Source organism: Vibrio comitans, assembly GCA_024346835.1.
GTDB classification, from domain to species: Bacteria; Pseudomonadota; Gammaproteobacteria; order Enterobacterales; family Vibrionaceae; genus Vibrio; species Vibrio comitans.
In genome coordinates, this window is the sequence record AP024866.1 from 2,640,545 (window position 1) to 2,662,713 (window position 22,169).

The 22,169-nt window shown below is 43.0% G+C and carries 21 protein-coding genes; 12 read left to right on the forward strand and 9 right to left on the reverse strand.

Annotation, left to right across the window (positions count from 1 at the left end; translation table 11 throughout):
- Window positions 1-3: 3 nt before the first annotated feature.
- From OCU46_RS12090 to OCU46_RS12105, 4 genes are all read left to right on the forward strand, one after another.
- Window positions 4-696 (forward strand): hypothetical protein, encoded by a 693-nt coding sequence (locus OCU46_RS12090; protein ID WP_141270816.1) that lies wholly within the window; start codon window positions 4-6, stop codon window positions 694-696.
- Between the two features lie 479 nt (window positions 697-1,175).
- Window positions 1,176-2,273 carry a hypothetical protein gene (locus OCU46_RS12095; protein ID WP_244311378.1) on the forward strand — a complete coding sequence of 366 codons (1,098 nt, stop codon included), beginning with the start codon at window positions 1,176-1,178 and terminating at the stop codon, window positions 2,271-2,273.
- Window positions 2,274-2,284: 11 nt separating this feature from the next.
- A complete protein-coding gene (locus OCU46_RS12100; RefSeq protein WP_244311379.1) occupies window positions 2,285-2,590 on the forward strand; it encodes an STAS-like domain-containing protein in 306 nt (101 codons plus the stop codon).
- A complete protein-coding gene (locus OCU46_RS12105) occupies window positions 2,571-3,026 on the forward strand; it encodes a hypothetical protein (RefSeq protein WP_141270818.1) in 456 nt (151 codons plus the stop codon). Before OCU46_RS12100 ends, OCU46_RS12105 begins: the two co-directional genes overlap by 20 nt.
- A gap of 1,057 nt (window positions 3,027-4,083) precedes the next feature.
- Here OCU46_RS12105 and OCU46_RS12110 read toward each other — a convergent pair.
- On the reverse strand, window positions 4,084-4,353 hold the full coding sequence (locus tag OCU46_RS12110) for a hypothetical protein (RefSeq protein ID WP_141270819.1): 270 nt from the start codon (window positions 4,351-4,353) through the stop codon (window positions 4,084-4,086).
- Window positions 4,354-4,588: 235 nt separating this feature from the next.
- Here OCU46_RS12110 and OCU46_RS12115 point away from each other — a divergent pair, with 235 nt between their 5' ends.
- The 4 genes from OCU46_RS12115 to OCU46_RS12130 all read left to right on the forward strand — a co-directional run bounded on the left by OCU46_RS12115 (window position 4,589) and on the right by OCU46_RS12130 (window position 8,731).
- On the forward strand, window positions 4,589-5,107 hold the full coding sequence (locus tag OCU46_RS12115) for a tetratricopeptide repeat protein (RefSeq protein ID WP_141270820.1): 519 nt from the start codon (window positions 4,589-4,591) through the stop codon (window positions 5,105-5,107).
- A 458-nt stretch (window positions 5,108-5,565) separates the two neighbouring features.
- Window positions 5,566-6,555, forward strand: a complete 990-nt coding sequence (locus OCU46_RS12120; protein WP_141270821.1) for an ABC transporter substrate-binding protein — start codon at window positions 5,566-5,568, stop codon at window positions 6,553-6,555.
- Between the two features lie 66 nt (window positions 6,556-6,621).
- Window positions 6,622-7,521, forward strand: a complete 900-nt coding sequence (locus tag OCU46_RS12125) for an ABC transporter permease (protein ID WP_141270822.1) — start codon at window positions 6,622-6,624, stop codon at window positions 7,519-7,521.
- A complete protein-coding gene (locus OCU46_RS12130) occupies window positions 7,514-8,731 on the forward strand; it encodes a quaternary amine ABC transporter ATP-binding protein (protein WP_141270823.1) in 1,218 nt (405 codons plus the stop codon). Before OCU46_RS12125 ends, OCU46_RS12130 begins: the two co-directional genes overlap by 8 nt.
- A 63-nt stretch (window positions 8,732-8,794) precedes the next feature.
- On the opposite strand, the gene OCU46_RS12135 is transcribed toward OCU46_RS12130, so the two are convergent.
- Window positions 8,795-9,709 (reverse strand): LysR family transcriptional regulator, encoded by a 915-nt coding sequence (locus OCU46_RS12135; protein ID WP_141270824.1) that lies wholly within the window; start codon window positions 9,707-9,709, stop codon window positions 8,795-8,797.
- Window positions 9,710-9,821: 112 nt separating this feature from the next.
- Here OCU46_RS12135 and OCU46_RS12140 point away from each other — a divergent pair, with 112 nt between their 5' ends.
- A complete protein-coding gene (locus tag OCU46_RS12140) occupies window positions 9,822-11,015 on the forward strand; it encodes an MFS transporter (RefSeq protein WP_141270825.1) in 1,194 nt (397 codons plus the stop codon).
- Between the two features lie 70 nt (window positions 11,016-11,085).
- Here the strand turns inward: OCU46_RS12140 and OCU46_RS12145 are convergent, their stop codons facing one another.
- Together OCU46_RS12145 and OCU46_RS12150 are read right to left on the reverse strand one after the other, a co-directional pair.
- Window positions 11,086-11,694 carry a bifunctional 4-hydroxy-2-oxoglutarate aldolase/2-dehydro-3-deoxy-phosphogluconate aldolase gene (locus OCU46_RS12145; protein ID WP_141270826.1) on the reverse strand — a complete coding sequence of 203 codons (609 nt, stop codon included), beginning with the start codon at window positions 11,692-11,694 and terminating at the stop codon, window positions 11,086-11,088.
- Window positions 11,695-11,702: 8 nt separating this feature from the next.
- Window positions 11,703-13,079, reverse strand: coding sequence for a GntP family permease (locus OCU46_RS12150; protein ID WP_141270827.1), 1,377 nt, complete (start codon window positions 13,077-13,079; stop codon window positions 11,703-11,705).
- A gap of 154 nt (window positions 13,080-13,233) precedes the next feature.
- Here OCU46_RS12150 and OCU46_RS12155 point away from each other — a divergent pair, with 154 nt between their 5' ends.
- Together OCU46_RS12155 and edd are read left to right on the forward strand one after the other, a co-directional pair.
- Entirely contained in the window at window positions 13,234-13,755 is a 522-nt protein-coding gene (locus tag OCU46_RS12155) for a gluconokinase (protein ID WP_141270828.1), read from the forward strand.
- Window positions 13,752-15,548: a phosphogluconate dehydratase gene (gene edd / locus OCU46_RS12160; RefSeq protein ID WP_141270829.1), complete on the forward strand. Its 1,797-nt coding sequence runs from the start codon at window positions 13,752-13,754 to the stop codon at window positions 15,546-15,548. Before OCU46_RS12155 ends, edd begins: the two co-directional genes overlap by 4 nt.
- A 59-nt stretch (window positions 15,549-15,607) precedes the next feature.
- Here edd and OCU46_RS12165 read toward each other — a convergent pair whose 3' ends face one another.
- The 4 genes from OCU46_RS12165 to OCU46_RS12180 form a co-directional block, all read right to left on the reverse strand.
- Complete coding sequence (locus OCU46_RS12165) at window positions 15,608-16,615, reverse strand: substrate-binding domain-containing protein (RefSeq protein WP_141270830.1); 1,008 nt, start codon at window positions 16,613-16,615, stop codon at window positions 15,608-15,610.
- 115 nt (window positions 16,616-16,730) lie between these two features.
- Window positions 16,731-17,582, reverse strand: coding sequence for a formate transporter FocA (gene focA / locus OCU46_RS12170; RefSeq protein ID WP_141270831.1), 852 nt, complete (start codon window positions 17,580-17,582; stop codon window positions 16,731-16,733).
- A 201-nt stretch (window positions 17,583-17,783) separates the two neighbouring features.
- Window positions 17,784-18,317 carry a DUF3299 domain-containing protein gene (locus OCU46_RS12175; protein WP_244311380.1) on the reverse strand — a complete coding sequence of 178 codons (534 nt, stop codon included), beginning with the start codon at window positions 18,315-18,317 and terminating at the stop codon, window positions 17,784-17,786.
- Between the two features lie 73 nt (window positions 18,318-18,390).
- Window positions 18,391-20,352, reverse strand: a complete 1,962-nt coding sequence (locus OCU46_RS12180; protein WP_141270832.1) for a metallophosphoesterase family protein — start codon at window positions 20,350-20,352, stop codon at window positions 18,391-18,393.
- A gap of 445 nt (window positions 20,353-20,797) precedes the next feature.
- Between OCU46_RS12180 and OCU46_RS12185 the strand changes: the two genes are divergently transcribed.
- Window positions 20,798-21,178 carry a DoxX family protein gene (locus OCU46_RS12185; RefSeq protein WP_141270833.1) on the forward strand — a complete coding sequence of 127 codons (381 nt, stop codon included), beginning with the start codon at window positions 20,798-20,800 and terminating at the stop codon, window positions 21,176-21,178.
- 23 nt (window positions 21,179-21,201) lie between these two features.
- Here OCU46_RS12185 and OCU46_RS12190 read toward each other — a convergent pair whose 3' ends face one another.
- Window positions 21,202-22,092, reverse strand: a complete 891-nt coding sequence (locus tag OCU46_RS12190) for a LysR family transcriptional regulator (RefSeq protein ID WP_141270834.1) — start codon at window positions 22,090-22,092, stop codon at window positions 21,202-21,204.
- Between the last annotated feature and the right edge of the window lie 77 nt (window positions 22,093-22,169).

Sequence of the window (22,169 nt, forward strand, 5' to 3'; positions counted from 1 at the left end):
TACATGCCATTTGATGAAATTACAGCCCTTTATTTGATAGTAGCATTTCTCTTAGGTCTACTACTTAAATCTTATTTACCAAACTACGTTAAGAAGAAAGCTGAAAATTTAGCCACAAAAGAAGATATCAAGAATATCACCGAAAAAATCGAATCGGTAAAATCACAGATAGACATAAATACTGATGCTCATAAGTCTTATATCAGTGAAAGAAAGGCTGCTTTGTTAAATTTCTATGATGAAATATCGTCATTTAATTATGAGCTAAGAGTTGTGAACTTTGGCGATTTCCCTATGGACGGCGGTCAGTCTCTTTACGACTATCAAGCTAACTATCGCAACGCTGTAGCAGAAATCCTAAAGTCATATCAACGCTTAGTTATTTACCTTCCAAATGACTCTACTTTACTTGAGCAAGCTGCCGTATTATCAAGACAAGTCATAGAGTTTAGAGTCGTATTAAAAGACAATTTTGGCTCCATTAAAAAAGCAAGTATCAGAGAGCAACAAGCTCATGCAAACATTCAAATTAATGGTGAGAGTCCTTACATCATTGCTGCACATAATGCAGATAAAATAAATAAGGATTATTGGCTACTAATGAAGCCGCTAAATAAAAAATACAACGAATCTTATCATAGCTACATATCAAGCTTAAATAGTTTCCTGAAAGAATCAGAAATTAATTGTAAATAATAAAACAAGATTGATTTACTACACTTAAAATATAGCATGGATTAATCCAATAGTAATACAAAGGGTTGATTCCACTCATTCTGTGGAATTAATCCCCACATAAAAACATATTATTCCGCCAGAAAAATGCATTAGCTCGACACAAGTTGGACTTTCACGTAATAATTAAGAGCGTGACATTTGTTACCTTGGGTTATACTATATGGCTTCTTAGCTAACCTTTAGTAACTTATAGATAGACTTCTCACTGCTTTGAGAAGTTTATACCCTATTTTTCATATAAAGAAACAGCCCACACACTAATTCCTATTAACTTCAAACATCAAGCCTTATACAATTTTTATATTCGTTTAGATGCTCCACAAAGTTATGCGGAATGTAAAAATTATAATAGATTACCTCATCATTATAACTTACCAACTATGGACATTTTTCACACAACACTTACTATGGTAACTCGTCATAGTAAGCATAACAGCATGAAATATTTATATAAAAAGAAGAGTTATAACTTCGCTAGGTTAGCACTACAACGACATTTGAAAAACATCAAGCGAAAGCAAAAGAAGAAGGGCCAAAAGTGCAGTAGTTTTGGAGCAAAAAATGCAGATGAAGTGTCTGCAATGGCTCCCACACGCATAGACCTATACAACCCTCGTTATCATACAGAGCTTGTGATGTTTAAGCAGGAATTAGAGAAGAAAGCGGATGAGTCTTCCCAATCAAGTTACCGTAAAAAACTGAGGATTTGCTTTCGCAATACTACACACATCACTGCTGCCGCAGGGCTGCTGATGATAGCCACAGTGGACAATATCGTATCCAAACATCCTCGTCTCAAATTTGCAGTTACTCGACCACCGAATAGAAATAGTAAACTTGGCCAATTGGAAAACCTTGTAGATAGTGTTTTAGTTCGGGTTGGCTTTTACAAACTTATAGGTCATGAGAATATAAAACGTCGATGTGATGCGGCTAACGTTAAGTGTTGGAGGTATGCTTACGGTGATGATGCAAATGGTGAAATTCCAGCCAGGCTAATACAAGAACTAGCTTCTTATGGAGTAAAAACCAACAAGCTATATCGCAGTTGCTTCGAGGCCGTTGCAAACGCAACAGAACACGCTTATACAGATAAAGTAAAAGCTAAGAGGCCTTTCAATTTAGAGCGCTGGTGGTTCTTTGTTGGTGTTTTAGATGATAAGATTACTGTATTGATATGTGATCTCGGACACGGCATTCCTGATACTTTAGAAACCACTCAATCTAAAGGAATGTTGTCAAAAATATTCGAGAAGCTAGGCTTCAAAACTAAGCCTACAGAGGACTGTATTTTAATTAGAGCTTCAACGATGGTTAAAGAGTCTCGCACTGGCATGGAGTTTAGAGGCAAAGGTGGTACCGACGTCAAAACCTTCGTAGATCAAACTGATGGCAGTGAGATGTTGATACTGTCAAATCATGGATACTACAGATACCGTGGCCAAGATTCCCCATCACAAGCATACGACAACAAAAGGTCTGTTGGAGGAACTATAATCCAGTGGACGATTCCATACATAGAAGTGGAAGATTAATGATTTTATATGTGAAAGATTTTACGAAGTTTCCAGGTGCAAGATATCGTGATTTAGGCCCTCATAGCGGAGAAGAGTTTCGAGACGACAAGCTTATACCTGCGATCAGAGATAAAGGCCCCTCGCTCATAATCAACTTAGATGGTGTGTTTGGATACGGGTCATCATTCCTAGAAGAGATCTTTGGCGGTTGCGTTAGAAAAGGAATCGATGATGATGTGATGCTTTCAATCATAAAGAATATTGTCAGTGAAGATGACCCTGACCTGATTGATGAAATAAAGGAATATGTCAACGATGCCATCTCAGCTAAGTAATTGTGTCATCGAAATAGTCAACCAATCCAGTATTACCGATTATTCAGGTTGGATTAGCTTGCTCATCACAGTTGTAGGCTGGCCAATCGTCTATTCGCTTGGTTTAAAAGTGAACCGAAAAACAGAAATTAATAAAACCATTGATCAGCTAGATGATTCTATAATGAACCTCAGAAAACATGCTAACTCATTAATAGATAAAAGTTTCTACCAATCGGATTACTTAACAATGGTTGCGCTGACAAACAGGGTTAGGGTTGTTTGTGAGCGCATTGAGCAGTTAGATAAGTCTATGAAAAAGCCGCAATCTGCACTCAGAGAGATCAAAAAAATAGCTACCGATGAGCTGTTTCATTCAAAAAATAAAAATAATGCTCTATCAAAACTTCATGGCCTAGAGTTCGTTTTAAACAACCACTATAAAAAATCTATGTGACTCTACTAGTCTAGTTCATGGCATAGATCCGACAGCCTGTGTCTTTGTGCCGTTTAAGCTAAACGATAAAGCTCTTTTGAGAAATCGCCACTAGCTAATGTTTTAAGTTACTTGACGTCATCAAGATCTATAATATCAAACGAAGTGGCCTAAGAAGCTTCTGCAAATTCCCACTTTTCGAGGATACTACTTAGTGTTCAATAGCTTAACCACTGAATTTTCGATTTCTTAGCTATTAATATATTACTCACCCTCGTAGTCAATAAAAAGATTGATGTACAACTCAAAATCCAGAGAATAAATGGTGAATAGAGTTGTATCGAATGGTGAATAACGAAAATCTAACTAATCAAAAAATTACCGTAAAGACAAACACTTACGAAGTAGATGAAAGGGTGAATGAATAACATAATAAAACAATAGAAGTCCTACAGGCTAGAAACATCTATCGATACAGCACCATTAAATTAATAGCGTGTACAAGCAGGGTTTATAACATCCCCTCTTTAGTCACTATAAAATATCCTCTATCTATATAGAAACGGATCAGTACCCCACCCCATACCCTACAAAGCCGGAGGCTATTTTAAAAACACAGGTCATTTGTTCTGATTGAGCAGAATGTTCCGTTTTTTCTAGTTGTCGGATTCAGATTATCTCTCTGTATATAGACAGCTTGCAGAACTAATTAGTGAACTATTGAGGTCATATCAAATTGCTGACGGTAAAGATAGCGGGGGGAGTAGTTCAATTAATCCAGTCGTCTTACTTTAACACCAGAAATATGAAGAATAGGCGATACAATGAACAGGCCCCATATTTGTATTTTTCTAAACACAGAAAAGAGGTTCCAGGAGGCACTATTTAGCTATGACCTTTCGTTTATGTAACACCGCACGTAACACTGCCAACAAAGATATTTAAAAAATAACTATAAAACAAGAGCTTACCCCCCATTCAGACTCGCGAGGGGCCACCATATACAGAAAGGCCTGAGAGCGTTATCGCTTCTCAGGCCTTTTGCTTTTCTACACACTTGAAAATTGCCTCAAGGCGCTCACACCTTTAAGAGGGAACATAAACTAAATGGCTTTTCCATCTCCGTTCTCTCACTCTTCGAAAATGCATTCATATCTAATCGTTTTAGGATTTCTTTAGACAAAAGCATGTCTACGATCAGCAAAAATAGAGCCCACACCAGCAAGGCAAACCCTATTGAACTAAAGCGAACTGTTTCCTCATTAAGAACTAGTAACCCTTCTTGATAAACTTGCCAAGCACCAATGATGACAGCATACAAAATGGCATTGACCCAAAAGATAGACATCTTGCTCTTTGACCAAAAGCATAGGTGCTGGTTAGATATTCTGTTCAGAAATAAATACATGAATTAATTCTTCGCGAAAAATTCAAAGGTAAAGATAAAAACAGCATTTCAATAGGTCATTTGATGACAAAAAGATAGAGGTAGAAATAAAGCCAATCTATCTCATTGAACCTAACTACAGCACTATCCGTAAGTAACTAACACACCATCTAAAGTTAGTGAATCGGAGTTCATCATGTTAAAGGTGCTGTCTTCTACTAGAGCATTGTTACTCAGCTCTTTATTGCTGGGTTCATCGTGTATCACCCCTTCAGTCTTTGCGGCTGGTTCAGGGGCATACCATTCAAACTCTTCCACCAGCGCAGAGAAGTTCTACAATCAGGGCGTCACCCTGATGATGGATAAGAAGTTCAGTAAAGCGGAGAAGAAGTTTCGCAGCGCTATCAAGAAAGATTCAAAGTTGGCGGAGGCACACAACAACCTCGCTTATACCTTGAGAAAACAAGGCACTAAAAACTATGAAGCAGCACTCACCCACTACAACAAGGCGATTTATCTCGACCAGAAATTGCCTGAGCCTTATATGTACCGAGGTGTACTTTATGTGCAAATGGGAAATAAACAGCGTGCACTAGAAGATCATCAAACGCTTTTAGATATGAAGTCACCCTTGGCAGCAGAACTGGAATACGTTGTCAAAAATGGTCGCGAAAAAACGCCTGAGCAATTCTTTGGCGTTTCCAACAAACTCTAGATTTCAATCGCTGTACTATCAGCATAGAAAGGCACCTCAATCTTGGTGTCTTTCTATGATTGAATGAGTAACGCCACAATTAATATCCTTATCTCTCTTACGATTATAAAAAGCTCAACACATTATTTGAGCCAAATAAGCCTCTTATTCTCTTTTCTCTAACGCTTATAGCAAAATCGTAGAATGAACCAAGTATAAATAACCAAACAAAATAAGAGCCACTTTAATTCATTTAATTTTATTATCGCTTAGTAACTGATATATAAGAGTTTAATGCTTAATATCAGAATAAATTTAGCGTGTAATTTATTCTGATATTAAGCCTCTATTTTGCTAAAAAATAGAGAAATAGGTTAATTTTCAAGTGCTTATTTTTGGTTCTAAGAAAGTGAAGGTACAATAACTAACCGATATATTGTAACCTTAAATCGAGACTAAACCATATAAAAGGACTTATGATGAAATGGAAACTAGCCTCATTAGCGATCATCGCTAGTGTTTCAACTCACGTTCAAGCAGAAGAATGTGGCACTGTTACCATCGCAGATATGAACTGGAACTCAGCCAGTGTCATCGCCAATATCGACCGCTTCATACTAGAGCATGGCTACGGTTGCGACGCAGAACTTACCCCTGGTGACACTATGCCAACCGCTACCTCAATGATTGAAAAAGGCCAACCAGATATTGCTCCAGAGCTTTGGACAAACTCAGTTAAAGATGCCGTTGAAAAAGGCGTTGAAGAAGGGCGACTAGCCTACGCAGGTAAAGCCCTTGTTGATGGTGGTGAAGAAGGTTTCTGGGTGCCATCCTATCTCGTTGAAGAATACCCAGAGCTTGCCACAATTGAAGGCGTAAAAAAGCACGCTAAGCTATTCAAGCACCCCGAAGATCCTGATGTAGCAGGCTTTTACGGCTGTCCTGCAGGTTGGGGCTGTCAAATCTCAGGTGGCAACCTATTTGAAGCTCTTGAGCTAGAAGAAGCAGGGTTTGAGCTTATTGATTCAGGCTCAAGCGCGGGACTGTCTGGTTCTATTGCAAAGGCCTATGAGCGCAAAGAAGGTTGGTTCGGTTACTACTGGGCACCAACAGCTGTTCTTGGTAAGTACGAAATGGTTAAGGTTGACTTTGGTAGTGGTGTTAACGAAGAAGAATTCGTTAATTGTATCGCTCTAGAGAGTTGCGAAAACCCAACCGTATCTATGTACCCACCATCACCTGTTAACACTGTGGTTGCAGCAACCTTTGCTAACAAAAACCCAATGGCCATGGAGTATCTGGCTAAGCGTGGTTTCAAAAATAGCGATATGAACAAACTGCTAGCATGGATGGAAGATGAGCAAGCAAGCTCTGAAGACACTATGTATCACTTCTTTGAAACCTCACCAGAAATTTGGAAGCAATGGGTATCACCTGAAGTAGCAGAAAAAATTGCTGCCAATCTATAATCCCATATAAACCATTAATTAAGGGCAGCCAGCCAGTTGCCCTTTCGACTATATAAAGGAATATATATGTTCGATAGCAGTTGGTTGTCCAGTTTTCCCGAAATAGACCGCTCTACTATGCGAAATATTCGTAAATCCCTAGACGGTGCTTATAAAGATTTTTCGAGAGAATATGGCGACTTCATCGAATCCCTATTTGATCCACTTCTTTCATTCTTGGTGTGGTTTGAAAAATTACTACTTGCCACGCCTTGGTTTATTGTTTTAGCCGTTATCACTGCCCTTATTTACTTAGCCAGTCGCTCAATTAAGTTGACTATCGGCGGAGTCATTGCACTTATTTTTATTGGATATTTAGGTATGTGGGAAGATACGATGCGAACGCTCAGTATCATCACTGTATGTACCCTACTCGCCATTGTTGTCGGCATCCCTATTGGCATAGCTATGGCGCGCTCTAATCGAGTGCAAAGTGTTGTGACACCGATTCTCGACATCATGCAAACCATGCCAGCTTTCGTCTATCTAATACCTGTCGTAATGCTATTAGGCATAGGTAAGATCCCTGGGCTAATCGCCGTCGTTATCTACGCGATCCCACCTGTTATTCGTCTAACCAACCTGGGTATCCGATTGGTTGATAAAGAAGTGATGGAAGCTGCAACAGCCTTTGGCGCAAGCCGCAGGCAACGTTTGTTTGGTGTTCAACTTCCCTTAGCAATGCCCACTATCATGGCTGGTATCAACCAAACCGTAATGATGGCACTGTCTATGGTGGTCATTGCCTCTATGATCGGTGTAAAAGGCCTGGGACAACCGGTACTTAAATCCATCACTAACCAATACTTCACTCTAGGCTTACTCAATGGTTTGGCAATTGTGGTGCTGGCTATTCTTATCGACCGTTCAACACAAGCTTATGCTAAACGAACTCAGGCTCACCTAGGAGATTTAAGACATGACTAAACCTCTGATCAAAATCTCTGGCCTGTATAAAATATTTGGCCCCAAGCCGCAGTCCGTTTTACCTATGGTAAAAGAAGGACTAAGCAAGGATGAAGTACTTGCTAAAACTGGCCATACGGTAGGCTTGAAGGACATCAATCTAGAGATTAATAACGGTGAAATTTTCGTTATCATGGGCTTATCTGGCTCAGGAAAATCCACTTTAATTCGTCACTTCAACCGTCTTATTGATCCCACAGAAGGGCAAATAGACGTCGAAGGCACCGATGTCATGCAGTTCTCGCCAAAAGAGCTTGAAGAATTCCGCCGACATAAGATGTCGATGGTATTCCAACGCTTTGGCCTGCTCCCTCACCGCAAAGTGATCGACAATGTTGCCTATGGCCTAGAAATCCAAGGTCTTGATAAAACTGAACGTCTAGCAAAGGCTACTGAATGGGTGGAAACCGTAGGCCTCAAAGGCTACGAAGACCAATATCCATCACAGTTATCCGGTGGACAACAGCAACGTGTTGGCTTGGCTCGTGCTCTATGTACTGATGCCGAAATTCTATTAATGGATGAAGCCTTCTCTGCGCTCGATCCACTAATTCGCAGTGAGATGCAGGATCAGTTGATTGAGCTTCAAGAGAAACTGCATAAGACCATCATCTTCATCACTCACGACTTAGATGAAGCGCTTCGCATTGGTGACAAGATCGCTATTTTGAAAGATGGTGAGCTGGTACAGCAAGGCACACCAGATGAAATTCTATTGCATCCAGCGACCGATTACGTTGAAGCCTTCGTTAAAGACGTAAACCGTGCCCGAGCTCTGACTGTTGAAACGGTAATGCAAAAGCCCGCTCTGCGTATTACCACCAGCACTATCGAGGGTGCACTAAGGCAGATGAGAAAGTCCGAACACGACTACGGCTATCACGTTACCGAAGATGGTTACCAAGGCCTGATCACCGAAGAAACCCTGCAAGAAGCCTCTGAAGATGATGCTATCGATAACATAGAGCCAAGCCTGTATGAAGACGTACCCACCATCTCATCAGAATCTGCAATTGAAGAGGTGCTTACCGAAGCCATTTCTTCCGATTACTCTCTACCAGTAATCAATGAAGAGGGCGAGCTAGAAGGTACCCTAGAAAAAGAGAAGGTTGCCGATATCTTCTCTGATAAAGAAGTGAAAGACGAAAAGGAAGAAGAGAAGGCGAGCTAGTATCCTTCTCTTTCTTAAATTAAAAGGCCTGATAGCACTTGGTGTCATCAGGCCTTTTTGCTATCAGATTTCAGAAAACCTTTCATACAGAAAATCCAAAAATAGGCGAATACGTTTAGGCTGATACTTCTTATCTAGGTAGTACACCTTCAAGTCTGTACTCGTGTCGGTAGTGGCTGAATTGAAGTTCTTTGTATAATTATCCAGTACTGTAACCAGCACTCCGCGGCTGATCTCTGATTGAATATCTAAACGTGATTTCATGGCGATTCCCTGCCCATCTATCGCAAGTTGTTTAATTATCTCACCATCATCAGACAACATCTTTGGCTTCACGGTTACAGATTCGAGCTTATCGTTTTTTCTGAAGTACCAAGTTTTCAGTTCTTGTTCAGCGCTCAACATAACCAAAGCATGATGCTCAGAGAGATCACTTGGAGCTTTGGGAACACCATGATCTTTTAAGTACTCAGGTGAGGCACACAGTACGCGCTCACTCTTGCCGAGTCTTCTAGATATAATGTTGCTGTCATGCAGTTCTCCATAGCGAATCACTAGATCAACGCCACTGTCTGCAATGTTGTGTACATGATCATTCAAATAGAGGGATGGTGTGATCTCCGGATAACGATCTGTAAATTCAGAGATGATAGGCAAAAGTATCTGCTTACCAATGTCTTTTGGCGCTACTATCTTAATTGGCCCCAGGGTGAGCTGAGTGCCTTGTTTAATCAGGCTTTCTGTTTCGTTCACACTATCCAAAATATCTAGGCAAGATCGATAATACAACTCTCCTGCCTCAGTGAGTGAAAGATGGCGCGTTGTACGATTGAGCAACTTAACTCCATAACGCTCTTCCAACGCTTGTAACCGAGTAGTGATGGAGGCGGCTGAAACCCCAAGCTTTCGCGCTGTGCCTGCCATGCTTTTCTGCTCCACTATCGCGACAAACATAGCCATATCAGAAAGTTTATCCATAACTGCCCCATTATTAACTTCAGCTAAATAATATATTCATTTTTTAGTCAATTATCAAAATATGCATAAGAAGTAATAATAGCGCCATTGAAACGAATCACTGGAGTACATTATGACTCAACAAAAAATGCCAATGCAGGTCTGGATATTAACGCTGGCAGCGTTTGCCATAGGCACTGCAGAGTTTGTCATCGCGGGTATCCTGCCACAAATTGCTACATCACTGTCTATTACAGAAGGCCAAGCGGGATACTTAATCAGTGCCTACGCTCTAGCTATTGTTGTCGGGGGCCCAATTCTGACCATTTATCTAGCCAAATTTAACAAGAAGAACGTACTTATTGGTCTAATGGGACTGTTTATCTTAGGCAACATCCTCTCGGCACTAGCGCCAAATTACACTTTACTGCTTGCTAGCCGCGTAATCGCGGGGTTAGTTCAGGGGCCTTTTTACGGTATCGGTGCAGTAGTGGCGACAAATCTAGTTTCCGAGAAAATGGCAGGTAGAGCTGTAGGACAAATGTTTGCAGGGCTTACTCTAGCTAATGTACTGGGTGTGCCGGCAGGTACTTGGATAAGCCTAACCTTTGGTTGGAGCAATACCTTCTTAACAGTGGCGGCTTTTGGCGCTGTTGCGCTTGTATTTATCATGCTCGCTATCCACTCTTCAGGTCATAGTGAAGCCAAAGACATCAAAACCCAATTACAAGCCTTCAAGAACCCTATGCTATTGATAAGTTTAGCTATTACTGCCTTCGCTTGGTCAGGCTTTATGACGCTTTACGGCTACATTGCCCCTATTGCAATGCATGTGACCGGCTTTGAACAAGACTCAGTTACTTGGATTCTGGTATTGGTTGGTGTTGGCTTAATTATTGGCAATACATTGGGTGGTCGCTCTTCAGATAAAAGCTTAACTAAAGCCTCTATGTTTTGGGCCATCGCTCTCATCGTATCGCTGCTACTAGTGGGCCTGTTTACAGGCAGCAAAGTACTGTTCGTTGGATCTCTTTTCATCTTTGGTATCGCTTCATTTGCCAACGTACCAGCAATGCAATTGCGTGTAATGAATCACGGTGGAGAAGGTCAAGAATTAGCTGCTACAGCCAACATCTCAGCATTCAATCTAGCGAATGCATTTGGAGGCTTCCTTGGTGGCATAGTGTTAGATGGGCATCTTGGGGCTAGCATGATCCCTTACACTGCAGCAATTGTTCCAATTATAGGTCTGCTATTAATCTTCAAAGCCAATAAGGGCGAAACAAGCAAAATATCTGAGGATACTTTGAAAGTAGTAACAAGCTAAGTATTTACCGGACATAAAAAAGCCGATAGGTTCTCTCTATCGGCTTCTTAGTTATTTAAATATCAATAAGTTACAATGCTTTTATCAACTGCGCTATCGCATCCCAATCTTGTTCATCAACAAGCTTAGTTGGAACGATCCAAGTACCTCCACAAGCCACTACTGCATCAATTGCTAGGTAGTCTGATAAGTTCTTAGGACTAACCCCACCTGTAGGCATAAAGCTAACTGGATAAACAGCTGTGAGCGCTTTAAGCATAGGTACACCTCCTGAAGGCTCAGCCGGGAAGAACTTCAAGGTCTTCAAGCCAAGCTCCATCGCTTGTTCCACCAAGCTAGGGTTGTTTACCCCTGGAATAATTGGCATGCTGCGTTGCTGGCAGTAAGTAACGACCTTAGGGTTAAAACCAGGACTTACTACAAAGTCGGCACCGGCTTCTATTGCTTGATCCACTTGTGCAGTGTTGAGCACTGTACCTGCACCTATAAGCAACTCAGGGTAGGCTTCACGCATAAGACGAATTGACTCGGCTCCTGCTTCAGTGCGGAATGTCACCTCAGCACAAGGTAACCCATTTTCTACTAGCACTTTAGCTAACGGTACTGCTTGCTGTGCATTGTTAATGGTGATTACCGGAACAACCTTAATCTCACGCAGTTGCTGTTCTATATTCGACATGTTGGCCCCTAAAGAATGAAGCTAAGAGTTGCAACAATGATGAAGGCAATACTACCTAGTAGCGTCTCCATCACAGTCCAAGTTTTAAGCGTGGTCTTCTCATCCATTTCCATAAGACGAGACACTAGCCAGAAACCTGAATCATTGAAGTGAGAAAGTACTGTTGCACCACCTGCGATAGAGATAACGATGAAACAAAGGTCTAGCTCAGAAAGACCTGTTGTCGCTGCAACAGTTGGGGCAATCAAGGCTGCTGTGGTAGTCAAAGCGACCGTTGCAGAGCCTTGCGCTACACGCAGGCAAGTAGAAATTACAAACGCTGCAACCACAATTGGCATACCTGTATCAGAAAGTACTCCTGCTAGAGCATCACCAATGCCACTCGCACGTAGTACGCCACCAAACATGCCACCAGCACCCGTCACTAAGATGACCGCACAAATAGGAGCAAGAGAGTCACCACACAGTTTTTCAAGCTTTGCCATGCCGTAATCTTTAGCAAATACCAACAAGCACACTAACAGCGTAATCAAAAGTGCAATTGGCGTTTTACCTAGCATTCGTAAGAACTCTACCACCGCTGATTTACCATCAATAACACCGGCAACCGATAACGTATTCAGACCAGTATCCAGACAGATAAGTACTACCGGAAGAACTAGGATAGCCATTACAGTGCCAAATTTTGGCAATCGAGATTCATCCACAATAGCGTCACTATTGAAGAAAGCTTTTGATAGTGGAATATCGAATTTCTTACCTGCATACAAACCAAATAGGTAAGCACCAAAGTACCAAGTCGGGATAGCAACTAAGATACCAACAAACAGCAGTAGACCGATGTTTGCGCCAAGCAAATCAGCCGCCGCTACTGGACCTGGGTGCGGTGGTACAAAGGCATGCATAACTGCGAAGGCACCTGCTGAAGGCAGAGCATATTTAAGTGGTGAGCCACCAAAGCGCTTAGCAACGCTAAAGATGATTGGCATCATGACCACAAGGCCAGCATCAAAGAAGATAGGGAAACCAAATAGCAAAGATGCGATACCTAATGCTAAAGGTGCACGCTCTTTACCAAAGCGTCCTATCAAGGTATCCGCAAGCACCTTAGCACCGCCTGTTACCTCAAGTATTTTGCCTATCATGGCACCAAGACCAACAAGAAGAGCAACTGAGGCTAACGTACCTCCGAAACCGCCCATCATAGTTGGTACCACTTGGTCTGTACTCACCCCTGTAGCAATCGCTGTACCCAAACTCACAAGAGTCAGAGAAGCAAAAGCATGAACTTTTAGTTTTATAATTAGAAATAGTAAAGCTGCAATAGCTAAACCTGCGATTGTTAACAGATATGTAGGATCTGAGGCTTGGGCAATCTGCTCCATGGTTCCACCTTTGGAATTAAAATATTTGTGTGTTGGTTCACATCTAACTAAGTTACGGGTAACATGTTACCCGTAACAATAATAAGATAAACCTATATTTTGAAGTGGTGTCGAAAATTGAGATCACGCGCAAACTTTATCGAAAGGAACAATTATGGCGGGCAGTAGCATTATCGTAATGGGTGTATGCGCTAGTGGAAAAAGCACTATCGGCGCTCAATTAGCACAGAAGTTAGGGTACAAGTTCATTGATGGTGATGACCTTCATCCTAGAGCAAATATTCAGAAAATGGCGTCAGGAATGCCATTAGATGATAACGATCGAACACCTTGGCTAGAACGAATTCGTGATGCTGCTTATAGCTTAGAGAGCAAGAATGAACATGGCGTAATCGTCTGCTCTGCTCTGAAAAAGAAATATCGCGAGCAAATTCGCGAAGGCAATAGCAACGTTACCTTCTTATTCTTGGACGGCAGCATGGACCTCATCATGGAGCGCATGAAGCAACGTAAAGGTCACTTTATGAAGTTGAATATGGTCACCAGTCAATTTGACGCCTTAGAAAGACCAGACGCTGAACCAAAGACTATCGTCATCGACATTGATTGCAGTATCGCAGAAGTTGTTGAGCGATCTGCTGTTGCCATTACAGAAAAAAGTGAGAACCTTGCATGATTCATCCAACCGTCCAAGCTGTAACAGAGCGTTTGATTGAACGAAGCCTTGAAACTCGCGCTGCTTTTATTACTCAAACTCAGCAACAAGCAGAACAAGGCAAGGTTCGTGCTCACTTATCCTGTGGCAACCTTGCTCATGCTGTAGCTGCATCATGCTCTTCTGAAAAGAGCCAGATTCTCGATTTCACTCGCTCAAATGTGGCGCTAATTACCTCTTACAATGACATGCTAAGTGCTCATCAGCCTTATCAATATTACCCTGAACAAATTAAGAAATCTCTTGCTGAACTTGGCCATACAGCGCAAGTAGCGGGTGGCGTACCAGCAATGTGTGATGGTGTGACCCAAGGTCAGGCTGGTATGGATATGTCTTTGTTTTCTCGTGATTTAATCGCGCAATCAACGGCACTGTCTTTAAGTCACAACATGTTTGATGCCACTTTGCTATTGGGCATCTGTGACAAAATTGCTCCAGGGCAACTCATGGGCGCACTCGCATACGCGCACTTGCCAACGGCATTCGTACCAGCAGGCCTAATGCCAACTGGTATCAGCAATGAAGAGAAAGTCAGTGTTCGTCAGCAATACGCTGCAGGTGAAGTTGGCAAAGATGCCCTTCTGGAAATGGAATGTCAGGCATACCACTCGGCCGGTACTTGCACCTTCTACGGCACCGCAAATACCAATCAACTGGTGTTTGAAGCAATGGGCTTGATGCTGCCAGGTTCTGCGTTTATTCAACCAAACTCTGATCTTCGCCATGCATTAACCGATTTCGCCTCCAAAAAGATCGCATCAATGACTGCGGGCTCAAGTCATTTCCGCCCTCTTTCTGATGTAGTCAATGAAAAGAGCCTGATCAATGGTGTGATTGCTCTGCTTGCTTCTGGTGGCAGTACTAACCACACCATCCATATGTTGGCAGTGGCACGTGCCGCGGGCATCCAATTAACGTGGCAAGATATCAGCGATCTTTCTAATACTGTTCCACTGCTGGCTCGAGTCTATCCAAACGGCCCTGCGGACATGAACGCATTCCAAGAAGCCGGAGGCGTTCCAGCCCTGCTGCATAGACTGGATCAAGCGAATCTACTGCATCAAGATGTTACCCCAACCTTTGGCAGCTTCGAAGAGCAGATGACACTGCCAAGCTTGAAGGAAGGGAAATTAGTGTGGAATCACTGCCAAGGCAGTGCCGATGCCGGTGTTATCTCAGCAACCGATGAGGTATTCCAGGAAACTGGTGGTACTCGCGTGCTGAATGGCAACTTAGGCCGCTCAGTAGTCAAAGTATCTGCGGTAAAAGAAGATCAACGCGTGATAGAAGCACCTGCGATTGTCTTTCAGTCTCAACACGATGTAGAAGCTGCTTACCAACGCGGAGAACTGAACAAGGACTGCGTAGTTGTGGTTACACATAATGGCCCGGCAGCAAACGGCATGCCTGAGCTTCACAAGCTAATGCCAATTCTTGGCAATATCCAAAAAGCTGGCCATAAGATAGCCTTGGTCACTGATGGCCGCTTATCAGGCGCATCAGGCAAGATCCCATCAGCGATCCACATCTCTCCCGAAGCAATCCGTGGTGGTGCCATTGGTTTGGTAAGAGACGGCGATATGATTCGTTTGGATTGTCAAACCGCTGAACTGAACAACCTTGCTGACACTAGCGGTCGTACGATGCTAGATATCGATACTGAAGCGGATCAAATGACTTGGGGACGTAACTTATTTAAGACCATCCGCCAAACGGTAACCAGCGCAGAAGAAGGCGCTAGCTTTATCATCTAACGTTTAACGAATAGATGTGGGAATGTCAGGCCAGCGAGTATTCGCTGGCTTTTTTATCGCTATACACTCTCGCCTTGAGTAAAGCTATAACCCATGTCGACTTGTGGACTAGTAGTCAATTTACCTTGCAGGCGTTGGATAAGAAGATCTGCACTTTTAGCGCCAATGTCGTATCGTGGGGTATCAATACTAGTGAGTATTGGGCGAATAGTTTGCCCCATCTCCAAGGCATTGTAACCAATCACGGAAATCTGCTTAGGCACTTCTAAGCCACGCTGCTGGGCACTTAATACGGTACCTATCGCGATATCATCATTAGTGCAAAACACTCCATCTAAGTCAGGATAGGTTTCCAAAGCCTTGTCTAACAAGGCATGCCCTAACGACGAACTTGAATGTTCCGACGTCAGTATGTGTTTAGGTGTTAATCCTGCTTCTAGCAACGCCTTATCATAGCCCTGCATACGCAACTTAGTACGTGTATCTAAACGAGCACCAAAATAAGCAATAGAAGTCTTACCCGCTGCGATCAGTTTTTTAACTGCAACGTAGGAAGCTTCTACATGATCCAGCCCAACGGCTATATCAATGGGGTTCTCGGGAAGTTCCATTGTTTCAACTACGGGCACGTTAGCGTTCTTTATCATCTGCAGAGTGCGTTTAGTGTGATGGCTTTCGGTTAGAATTAAACCGTCAACTTGATAGGCAAGCAAAGAGGCTATCTTGCGCTCTTCTTCCTCTTCATCATAGCTAAAGTGGGCTATCAAGATTTCATAACCTTGTGCCTTAGTGATCGCTTCTATGCCTTGAACAAATGAGGCAAAGATTTGGTTAGATAGTGATGGGAGCAGCACCCCGATTGCCTTGCTAGAGGATTTTGAAAGCATGGCAGGGGCTCGATTTTCAATATAACCGACCTCTTCTAATACCGCAGATATCTTGTGGCGTGTTTTCTCGGCGACTGAATCCGGATTGCGTAAATAACGCGATACGGTCATCTTGGTTACGCCAACCAAATCGGCTACGTCCTGTAGCGTGGGTCTGTTCTTCTTTGGGGTTTGCGTCATAAAAAGCGATAGGTCCTAATAATGCTGTCATCATTATGACCAATCACTTTAATGCATACAACATATTGCGCCAGTGGAAAGGCGACTCACACAATATTAGAAGGCAAATAACCTCTTAATCTTTTAGATAAATCATCCAAAAGTAGATACCCACAAACAAACCGCCACCAATGATATTGCCAATAGTCACGGGGATTAGGTTATTAATCACAAAATCCGCTACATTGAGATCGGCATAGTTAGCAATGTTTGCACTCGTCATGTGCCAAAACTCAGCGGGTGCGAAGTTTTTAATGGCAATCGCCATAGGCACTTGGAACATGTTTGCGATGCTGTGCTCAAAGCCAGATGCCACAAACATCGCCACAGGCAAGATCAAGATAATCACCTTATCAGTGAGAGATCGGGCACTATAGGTCATCCAGATAGCCAAGCAAACCAACAGGTTACACATCAGGCCTAACGCAACGGCTTGCCAGAAAGTGTGGTGAAGCTTGTGCTGTGAAATCGCCATGGCATTGAGCCCCATCAGCCCGCCATCGCTCATATATTCTTTTGTGACCATCATGATACCCACAAGCATCATAGCCCCGACAAAATTTCCAAAGTAAACCACGCACCAGTTTTTGGCCAGCTGACTCCAGGTTATGCGGCCACTCACTTTAGCTACAAGAGTCAGTACTGTACTGGTAAATAGCTCACCACCCGTGATGACGACAAGTATTAGCCCTAAGCTAAACGCCAGACCACCCATCAACTTCGCCATACCATAGGGCATTTCCGCAGCGCCCGTTGTCACAACAGTATAAAAAACAAAAGCGATACCTATATGCATGCCGGCTGCGATCGCTAACATAAATGATTTTATTGGCTTTTTGGTTGCTTTGCTTTCTCCTACGTCAGCCGCACGTGCTGCCATTTCTGGTGGGAGAAGAGACTCAAAAGGAGTGGGGGTTGTATCTGCCATTGCGCAATTTCACACATAAATAAGGGTTAAAGAGTACGCAGAATCTACTCTTCATCACTGCAATTGCATAGGGATGTTTATGCAACTTTATATTGATTATATGGCGGACAGCAAATTTACCTCCGTACAGCTTAAAGGGTATTTTACCTATCACGATCTATTTGATCATCATAGGTAAAATACCCTCAATGAATGGCCAATTTATACGTTTGGACCAACGTATGCTGCCGTCATTTGGTAGCCTACCCCAATACCGTTACTTTCAAATTCTGACATCTCTAGAGAGCCCTCAATCACAATAGAATCGAAGAAGTAACTTGCAGGAATGCCCTCCTCGTAGCGTACGACAATCATTTGATTCGCCGGTGGCGGTGGTACATGAATGCAAGCACCAAAGAACGGCACCAATATAAACTCAGTCACCATGCCATTTTCCCCCTCAAGTGGGACCATGAAGCCAGCAAGGCGAATATTCTCTCCCTCTAGGGAAGTGGCATAGTTCACCTCTCCCAAACCATATTGCTGGTCCATTCCAGGGGCTTCTTCATTGTGCAATGGCATTGCTTGTAGGGTTTGAATTTGCTGTGAAAGTGCCAGACGTTCCTCTTCAGGAACAAGATCCAACCAATCAATCTGTCGGCTATGTGATTGGGTTTCAGTTGATGAATCAGAGCAACCACTGACAAACCAAATCAACAGAACAGCAGATAACAATAAACAGACACGGTTTAACATAAATAAGATACAAACTACTTTTTGGAAAAAATAAGGGGTGGAACTCTCCCACCCCTATGACTTTACTAACGGATTACTTAATCAGCGCAATTTCTGCATCACCATGAAGAACAACCCAGAAGTTATTCTCCGCAGCATCTTTACCGACCAAAGGCTCTGCATGACAACCTGGAGCTCGGTTTGGTGGTGTATCTAGGTACTCTTCTTCAAAGCGCCCTTCGAACACACACTCATTAGAGGTAATGGTCTGCCATTCTCCCCAGCCTTTCTTCCATGCTAACTGATGCTTTTCAAGGTCAACCCCTGGTGCGACCTCAAATTGGAAGGCGTACGGGTCTGATGATTGCTTTAACAAATCCCAGTCTGCCGTCGCGTAGCTAGGTAGAGGGTGAGGCGCTTTCGCTGAGCCATCAGGTTGGCTTCCCGGCATCCCCTGCTCAGTCTGAATATCTTTTTCACCGCCATAAGCATTTTGGTAGATGCCTGATTGGTTTTGAGTGCCTGAGATAATCGCAATATCCGATGCTGTTTCTTTGGTTGCTTCAGACCAACTTAGTGATAAAAGCTTCTTCATATCAATCGTAGTCGCGCGAACAGTGACGTTTTCGTTCTCTTCGTTTGGATAGATACGCTCATCACCATTTAGATTCGGTGTCCATGCGGCATGCTTTTGGAATAGGAATTGGTAAGCCATGCGCATTAGCTCGTTTTGGCTTTGTGCTTTACTGTAACCCTCTGTCCAACTTAGTGTTCTTTCCGTTGAATCAACACGGTTAAAGGTATTGTTCTCTCCGGCCAAAACCCTCACACGTGATCCATCATCGGCCACACATTCGTTGGTACGGTAACTAGAGGTGTACTCCATTACTGGGCGCATATCTTCCGGTAGGCTATTGGCATAGATAATTTTTTCACAACGATTATTGGTGCGAGAGAACTTATCCATTAGTACCCACTCAGGATCAGCAAGCTCCTTTGCCCCGTCATCATTATGCTTAATGGTGTGTGGTGCAGAGAATGCGGTGTAATCGATACGATCACCCTTGATAGCAAGTTGCGCGGCATTCACATCATAAGCGTACGAATCACGCCCTTCGTCATACGTACCCATTTTCATCTGAACAACGTTTTGCACTAGCTCACGCTCACCATATCGGAATTCATAGCCTTTGTAAGAGGCGTTACCACTGACGATCTGAGTGTACTGAGGAAGGCGATAGTTGCCTCCTGTCGGAGTCCAAGATTGAGTCTCTGTGCCAACTGGCGCTTTGATCACTGAACGTTGGTAAAGATGCTCATGGCCCTGAACCCACACCACATCGTTCTCATAGAAGAAGTCACGGATCTGATCCCATTGGCTGTGCAGCTTGTCATCACGATAACCACCCTCTGTGCCTTCTACGATAAGCTCGCGTGTCTCGCCATATTTAGCGCCCACTAAGCCATCGTGGCTAGCAATTACAACATGCTCGATGTTGTCACGATGCTCCGCAACCACATCCTTTATCCAAGGAAAGGCAATAGGTAGGTTCCAATACGCCAATGGGATAATCAAGGTGTTCTTACGTATTACGTAGTAGTTCAACCACTCACGCTTAGGCATGTGCACAGCGTCCTCGGGGATGAACTCCTTCATGTAGTCAATCCATTCCGTAGTATAAGCATAGCTATCTTCGTGGTTGCCCATCAAAGGTAAAAATTCCATGCCTTGAGCCTTATACTCACGAGCAATTCCAACCCAGCTTTCCCACTCAGTTGTTGTGCCTTTATCCGTTAGGTCACCGACAGGAATAACAATGTTTACCCCTTGCTCAAGGTGCTTATCTAGCACCGCTCTCATTGGGTGCTCAGCAACCTTAATACCATCGGCCTGAGTATCAGGCAGCAGGCCAATGGTTAGCTCAGCTTTGGCTTCAGGAATATCAGGCACATCGGGTTTTTGAGTGCTGTTATCTGAATCACTGCCACTGCTATTACAGCCAGCCAATGTGAGTGCAACTAAGGTTGCAAGAAAGGATTTTTTTGACGGTAACATTGTTCTGTTTCCCTACTAGGTTATGAATTGGTAGGGAATCTAAGAGGCTTACATTACGTTCTTGTTTCAATTTCTTAAGAGAAGCGTGACAGTAAGATGACCGCATTGTTTCAATCTAAAAGGGCAAGTTTAAGTCATTGTTTTAAATGAGTTATAAGTTAGAGCTATTACTTTACAATCAGAAAATGGAAATGTCAGGCAATGTAAGCTCACGTTACCTTCTGCCTAGTCATGCAATTAAGACCTTCAATCCTGCCATCAGCAGTATAATAAAAACTCTTTTTGTATCATAATGTTACCAATCTGTGAGCCATACGGTATAATTCCCGTTCACAATTTGTTTCAATCCACATCAGGCACTACGCACTCAGTTGTATATACCTTTCCCTCCCCCCTAAAATTGAGTCCAGTGGTCGTTAAGTGTGAGAGCTATCTAGGGAAATTTATGAACCAAAAAGCCAAGATGCTGACAAGGATATTCAGCATCGCATTATCACTCGTTTTTGGCATTTCAAGCATCGCCAAGTTTTCGGGAATGGAGTTACTCCATCAACCTTTTAGAGAAATGTGCCTATCCACTTGGTATGTCTATTTTATTGCTGTGCTAGAAATGACCATGGCAATTGGAATTCTTATAAAGAACGTCGCTTCTATGTCTGCGGTTGGAATGAACGTTATCTTTGCGGGGATGAGCTTCTATTTTTATTATTACCAAACCCCACTCTATTTGATACCAACAGGGATACTTGCGCTTATGGCTATTACTGTGGCCTATTTTACACACGATGACTGCGTCACCGTGCAAGGTATGCCGGAGAAACAGTAACAGTTACTTCATCTTTGGGTAGGCTAAGTACTGGATGGTTGAATAAAGATATTTTTCAATGAGTGGTGTAGCCACTCACTCACCACACCGATTCCATTTTCTCGTCGGCGGATCAGCCCCACCTCAGCGGTAAGGCTAACAGGCAAATTGTCTGCGGATAATTGCACTAGACTGTCGCGATACCACTGAGCAGAAGCAATATGATCAGGAATGAGAGCCCAACCCATTCCATTTCCCACTAAATCACCGATAACAAAATAGCTGTCTATATACCAATGATGAGCAACTAAGGGTTCATCGCGACCTTCTCCATTGCGATCGCAAATAACAAATTGTCGATACTGCTGAAGATCCACTATGGTCGGTGACTTTAAGCGAGTAAGCGGATGGTCTTGCCCTGCAATGAGTCGCAATCGATATTGACCAATAGAGGTAAATTCTAACTCATCATCTATTTGGCGAGACTTAAACAGCACCCCAAGGTCTGCTTTCCCTTGTTCTATATACAGAGCAATATCCTCTCTAGACCCATTGATAATTGTGAGCTTCAGATTTGGAAAAGCCTCACCTAGCTCAACAAATATCGGAGCAAAGGCCATGACCTGAATAGCCTCGTCCACAGCCAATACCAGTTCAATCTCTTCCTTTTTAGACGCACTCAATGCTCGTGACTGAAGTCGCTGCGCTTGCTCAAGTACGCCCTTCGCCTCCACCAGCATTTCTTTACCTAGAGGGGTGAGCTCCGGTAGTTTGCGAGAACGGTCAAATAACTCAAAGCCTAGATCTGCCTCCAGATTTGCGACAGCGGTACTGACTCGAGATTGCGCTTTGCCTAACTTACGCGCCGCGGCCGAAAATGAGCCCAATTGAGCTGAATATACAAATGACTGCAGTTGATCTAGGGTCCAGTTCATGGTCTCACCTATACGTTAAACGGATAGTAACTAACTTTTATATATCATATTTTACTAGATAATAGGGCCAAATTATT

Bases quoted from the DNA above. Each gene is read 5' to 3' on its own strand.
- OCU46_RS12090 (WP_141270816.1), top strand. From the start codon at position 4: ATGCCATTTGATGAAATTACAGCCCTTTATTTGATAGTAGCATTTCTC.
- OCU46_RS12095 (WP_244311378.1), top strand. From the start codon at position 1,176: ATGAAATATTTATATAAAAAGAAGAGTTATAACTTCGCTAGGTTAGCA.
- OCU46_RS12105 (WP_141270818.1), top strand. From the start codon at position 2,571: ATGCCATCTCAGCTAAGTAATTGTGTCATCGAAATAGTCAACCAATCC.
- OCU46_RS12110 (WP_141270819.1), bottom strand. From the start codon at position 4,353: ATGTCTATCTTTTGGGTCAATGCCATTTTGTATGCTGTCATCATTGGT.
- OCU46_RS12115 (WP_141270820.1), top strand. From the start codon at position 4,589: ATGTTAAAGGTGCTGTCTTCTACTAGAGCATTGTTACTCAGCTCTTTA.
- OCU46_RS12120 (WP_141270821.1), top strand. From the start codon at position 5,566: ATGAAATGGAAACTAGCCTCATTAGCGATCATCGCTAGTGTTTCAACT.
- OCU46_RS12125 (WP_141270822.1), top strand. From the start codon at position 6,622: ATGTTCGATAGCAGTTGGTTGTCCAGTTTTCCCGAAATAGACCGCTCT.
- OCU46_RS12130 (WP_141270823.1), top strand. From the start codon at position 7,514: ATGACTAAACCTCTGATCAAAATCTCTGGCCTGTATAAAATATTTGGC.
- OCU46_RS12135 (WP_141270824.1), bottom strand. From the start codon at position 9,709: ATGGATAAACTTTCTGATATGGCTATGTTTGTCGCGATAGTGGAGCAG.
- OCU46_RS12140 (WP_141270825.1), top strand. From the start codon at position 9,822: ATGACTCAACAAAAAATGCCAATGCAGGTCTGGATATTAACGCTGGCA.
- OCU46_RS12145 (WP_141270826.1), bottom strand. From the start codon at position 11,694: ATGTCGAATATAGAACAGCAACTGCGTGAGATTAAGGTTGTTCCGGTA.
- OCU46_RS12150 (WP_141270827.1), bottom strand. From the start codon at position 13,079: ATGGAGCAGATTGCCCAAGCCTCAGATCCTACATATCTGTTAACAATC.
- OCU46_RS12155 (WP_141270828.1), top strand. From the start codon at position 13,234: ATGGCGGGCAGTAGCATTATCGTAATGGGTGTATGCGCTAGTGGAAAA.
- edd (WP_141270829.1), top strand. From the start codon at position 13,752: ATGATTCATCCAACCGTCCAAGCTGTAACAGAGCGTTTGATTGAACGA.
- OCU46_RS12165 (WP_141270830.1), bottom strand. From the start codon at position 16,615: ATGACGCAAACCCCAAAGAAGAACAGACCCACGCTACAGGACGTAGCC.
- focA (WP_141270831.1), bottom strand. From the start codon at position 17,582: ATGGCAGATACAACCCCCACTCCTTTTGAGTCTCTTCTCCCACCAGAA.
- OCU46_RS12175 (WP_244311380.1), bottom strand. From the start codon at position 18,317: ATGTTAAACCGTGTCTGTTTATTGTTATCTGCTGTTCTGTTGATTTGG.
- OCU46_RS12180 (WP_141270832.1), bottom strand. From the start codon at position 20,352: ATGTTACCGTCAAAAAAATCCTTTCTTGCAACCTTAGTTGCACTCACA.
- OCU46_RS12185 (WP_141270833.1), top strand. From the start codon at position 20,798: ATGAACCAAAAAGCCAAGATGCTGACAAGGATATTCAGCATCGCATTA.
- OCU46_RS12190 (WP_141270834.1), bottom strand. From the start codon at position 22,092: ATGAACTGGACCCTAGATCAACTGCAGTCATTTGTATATTCAGCTCAA.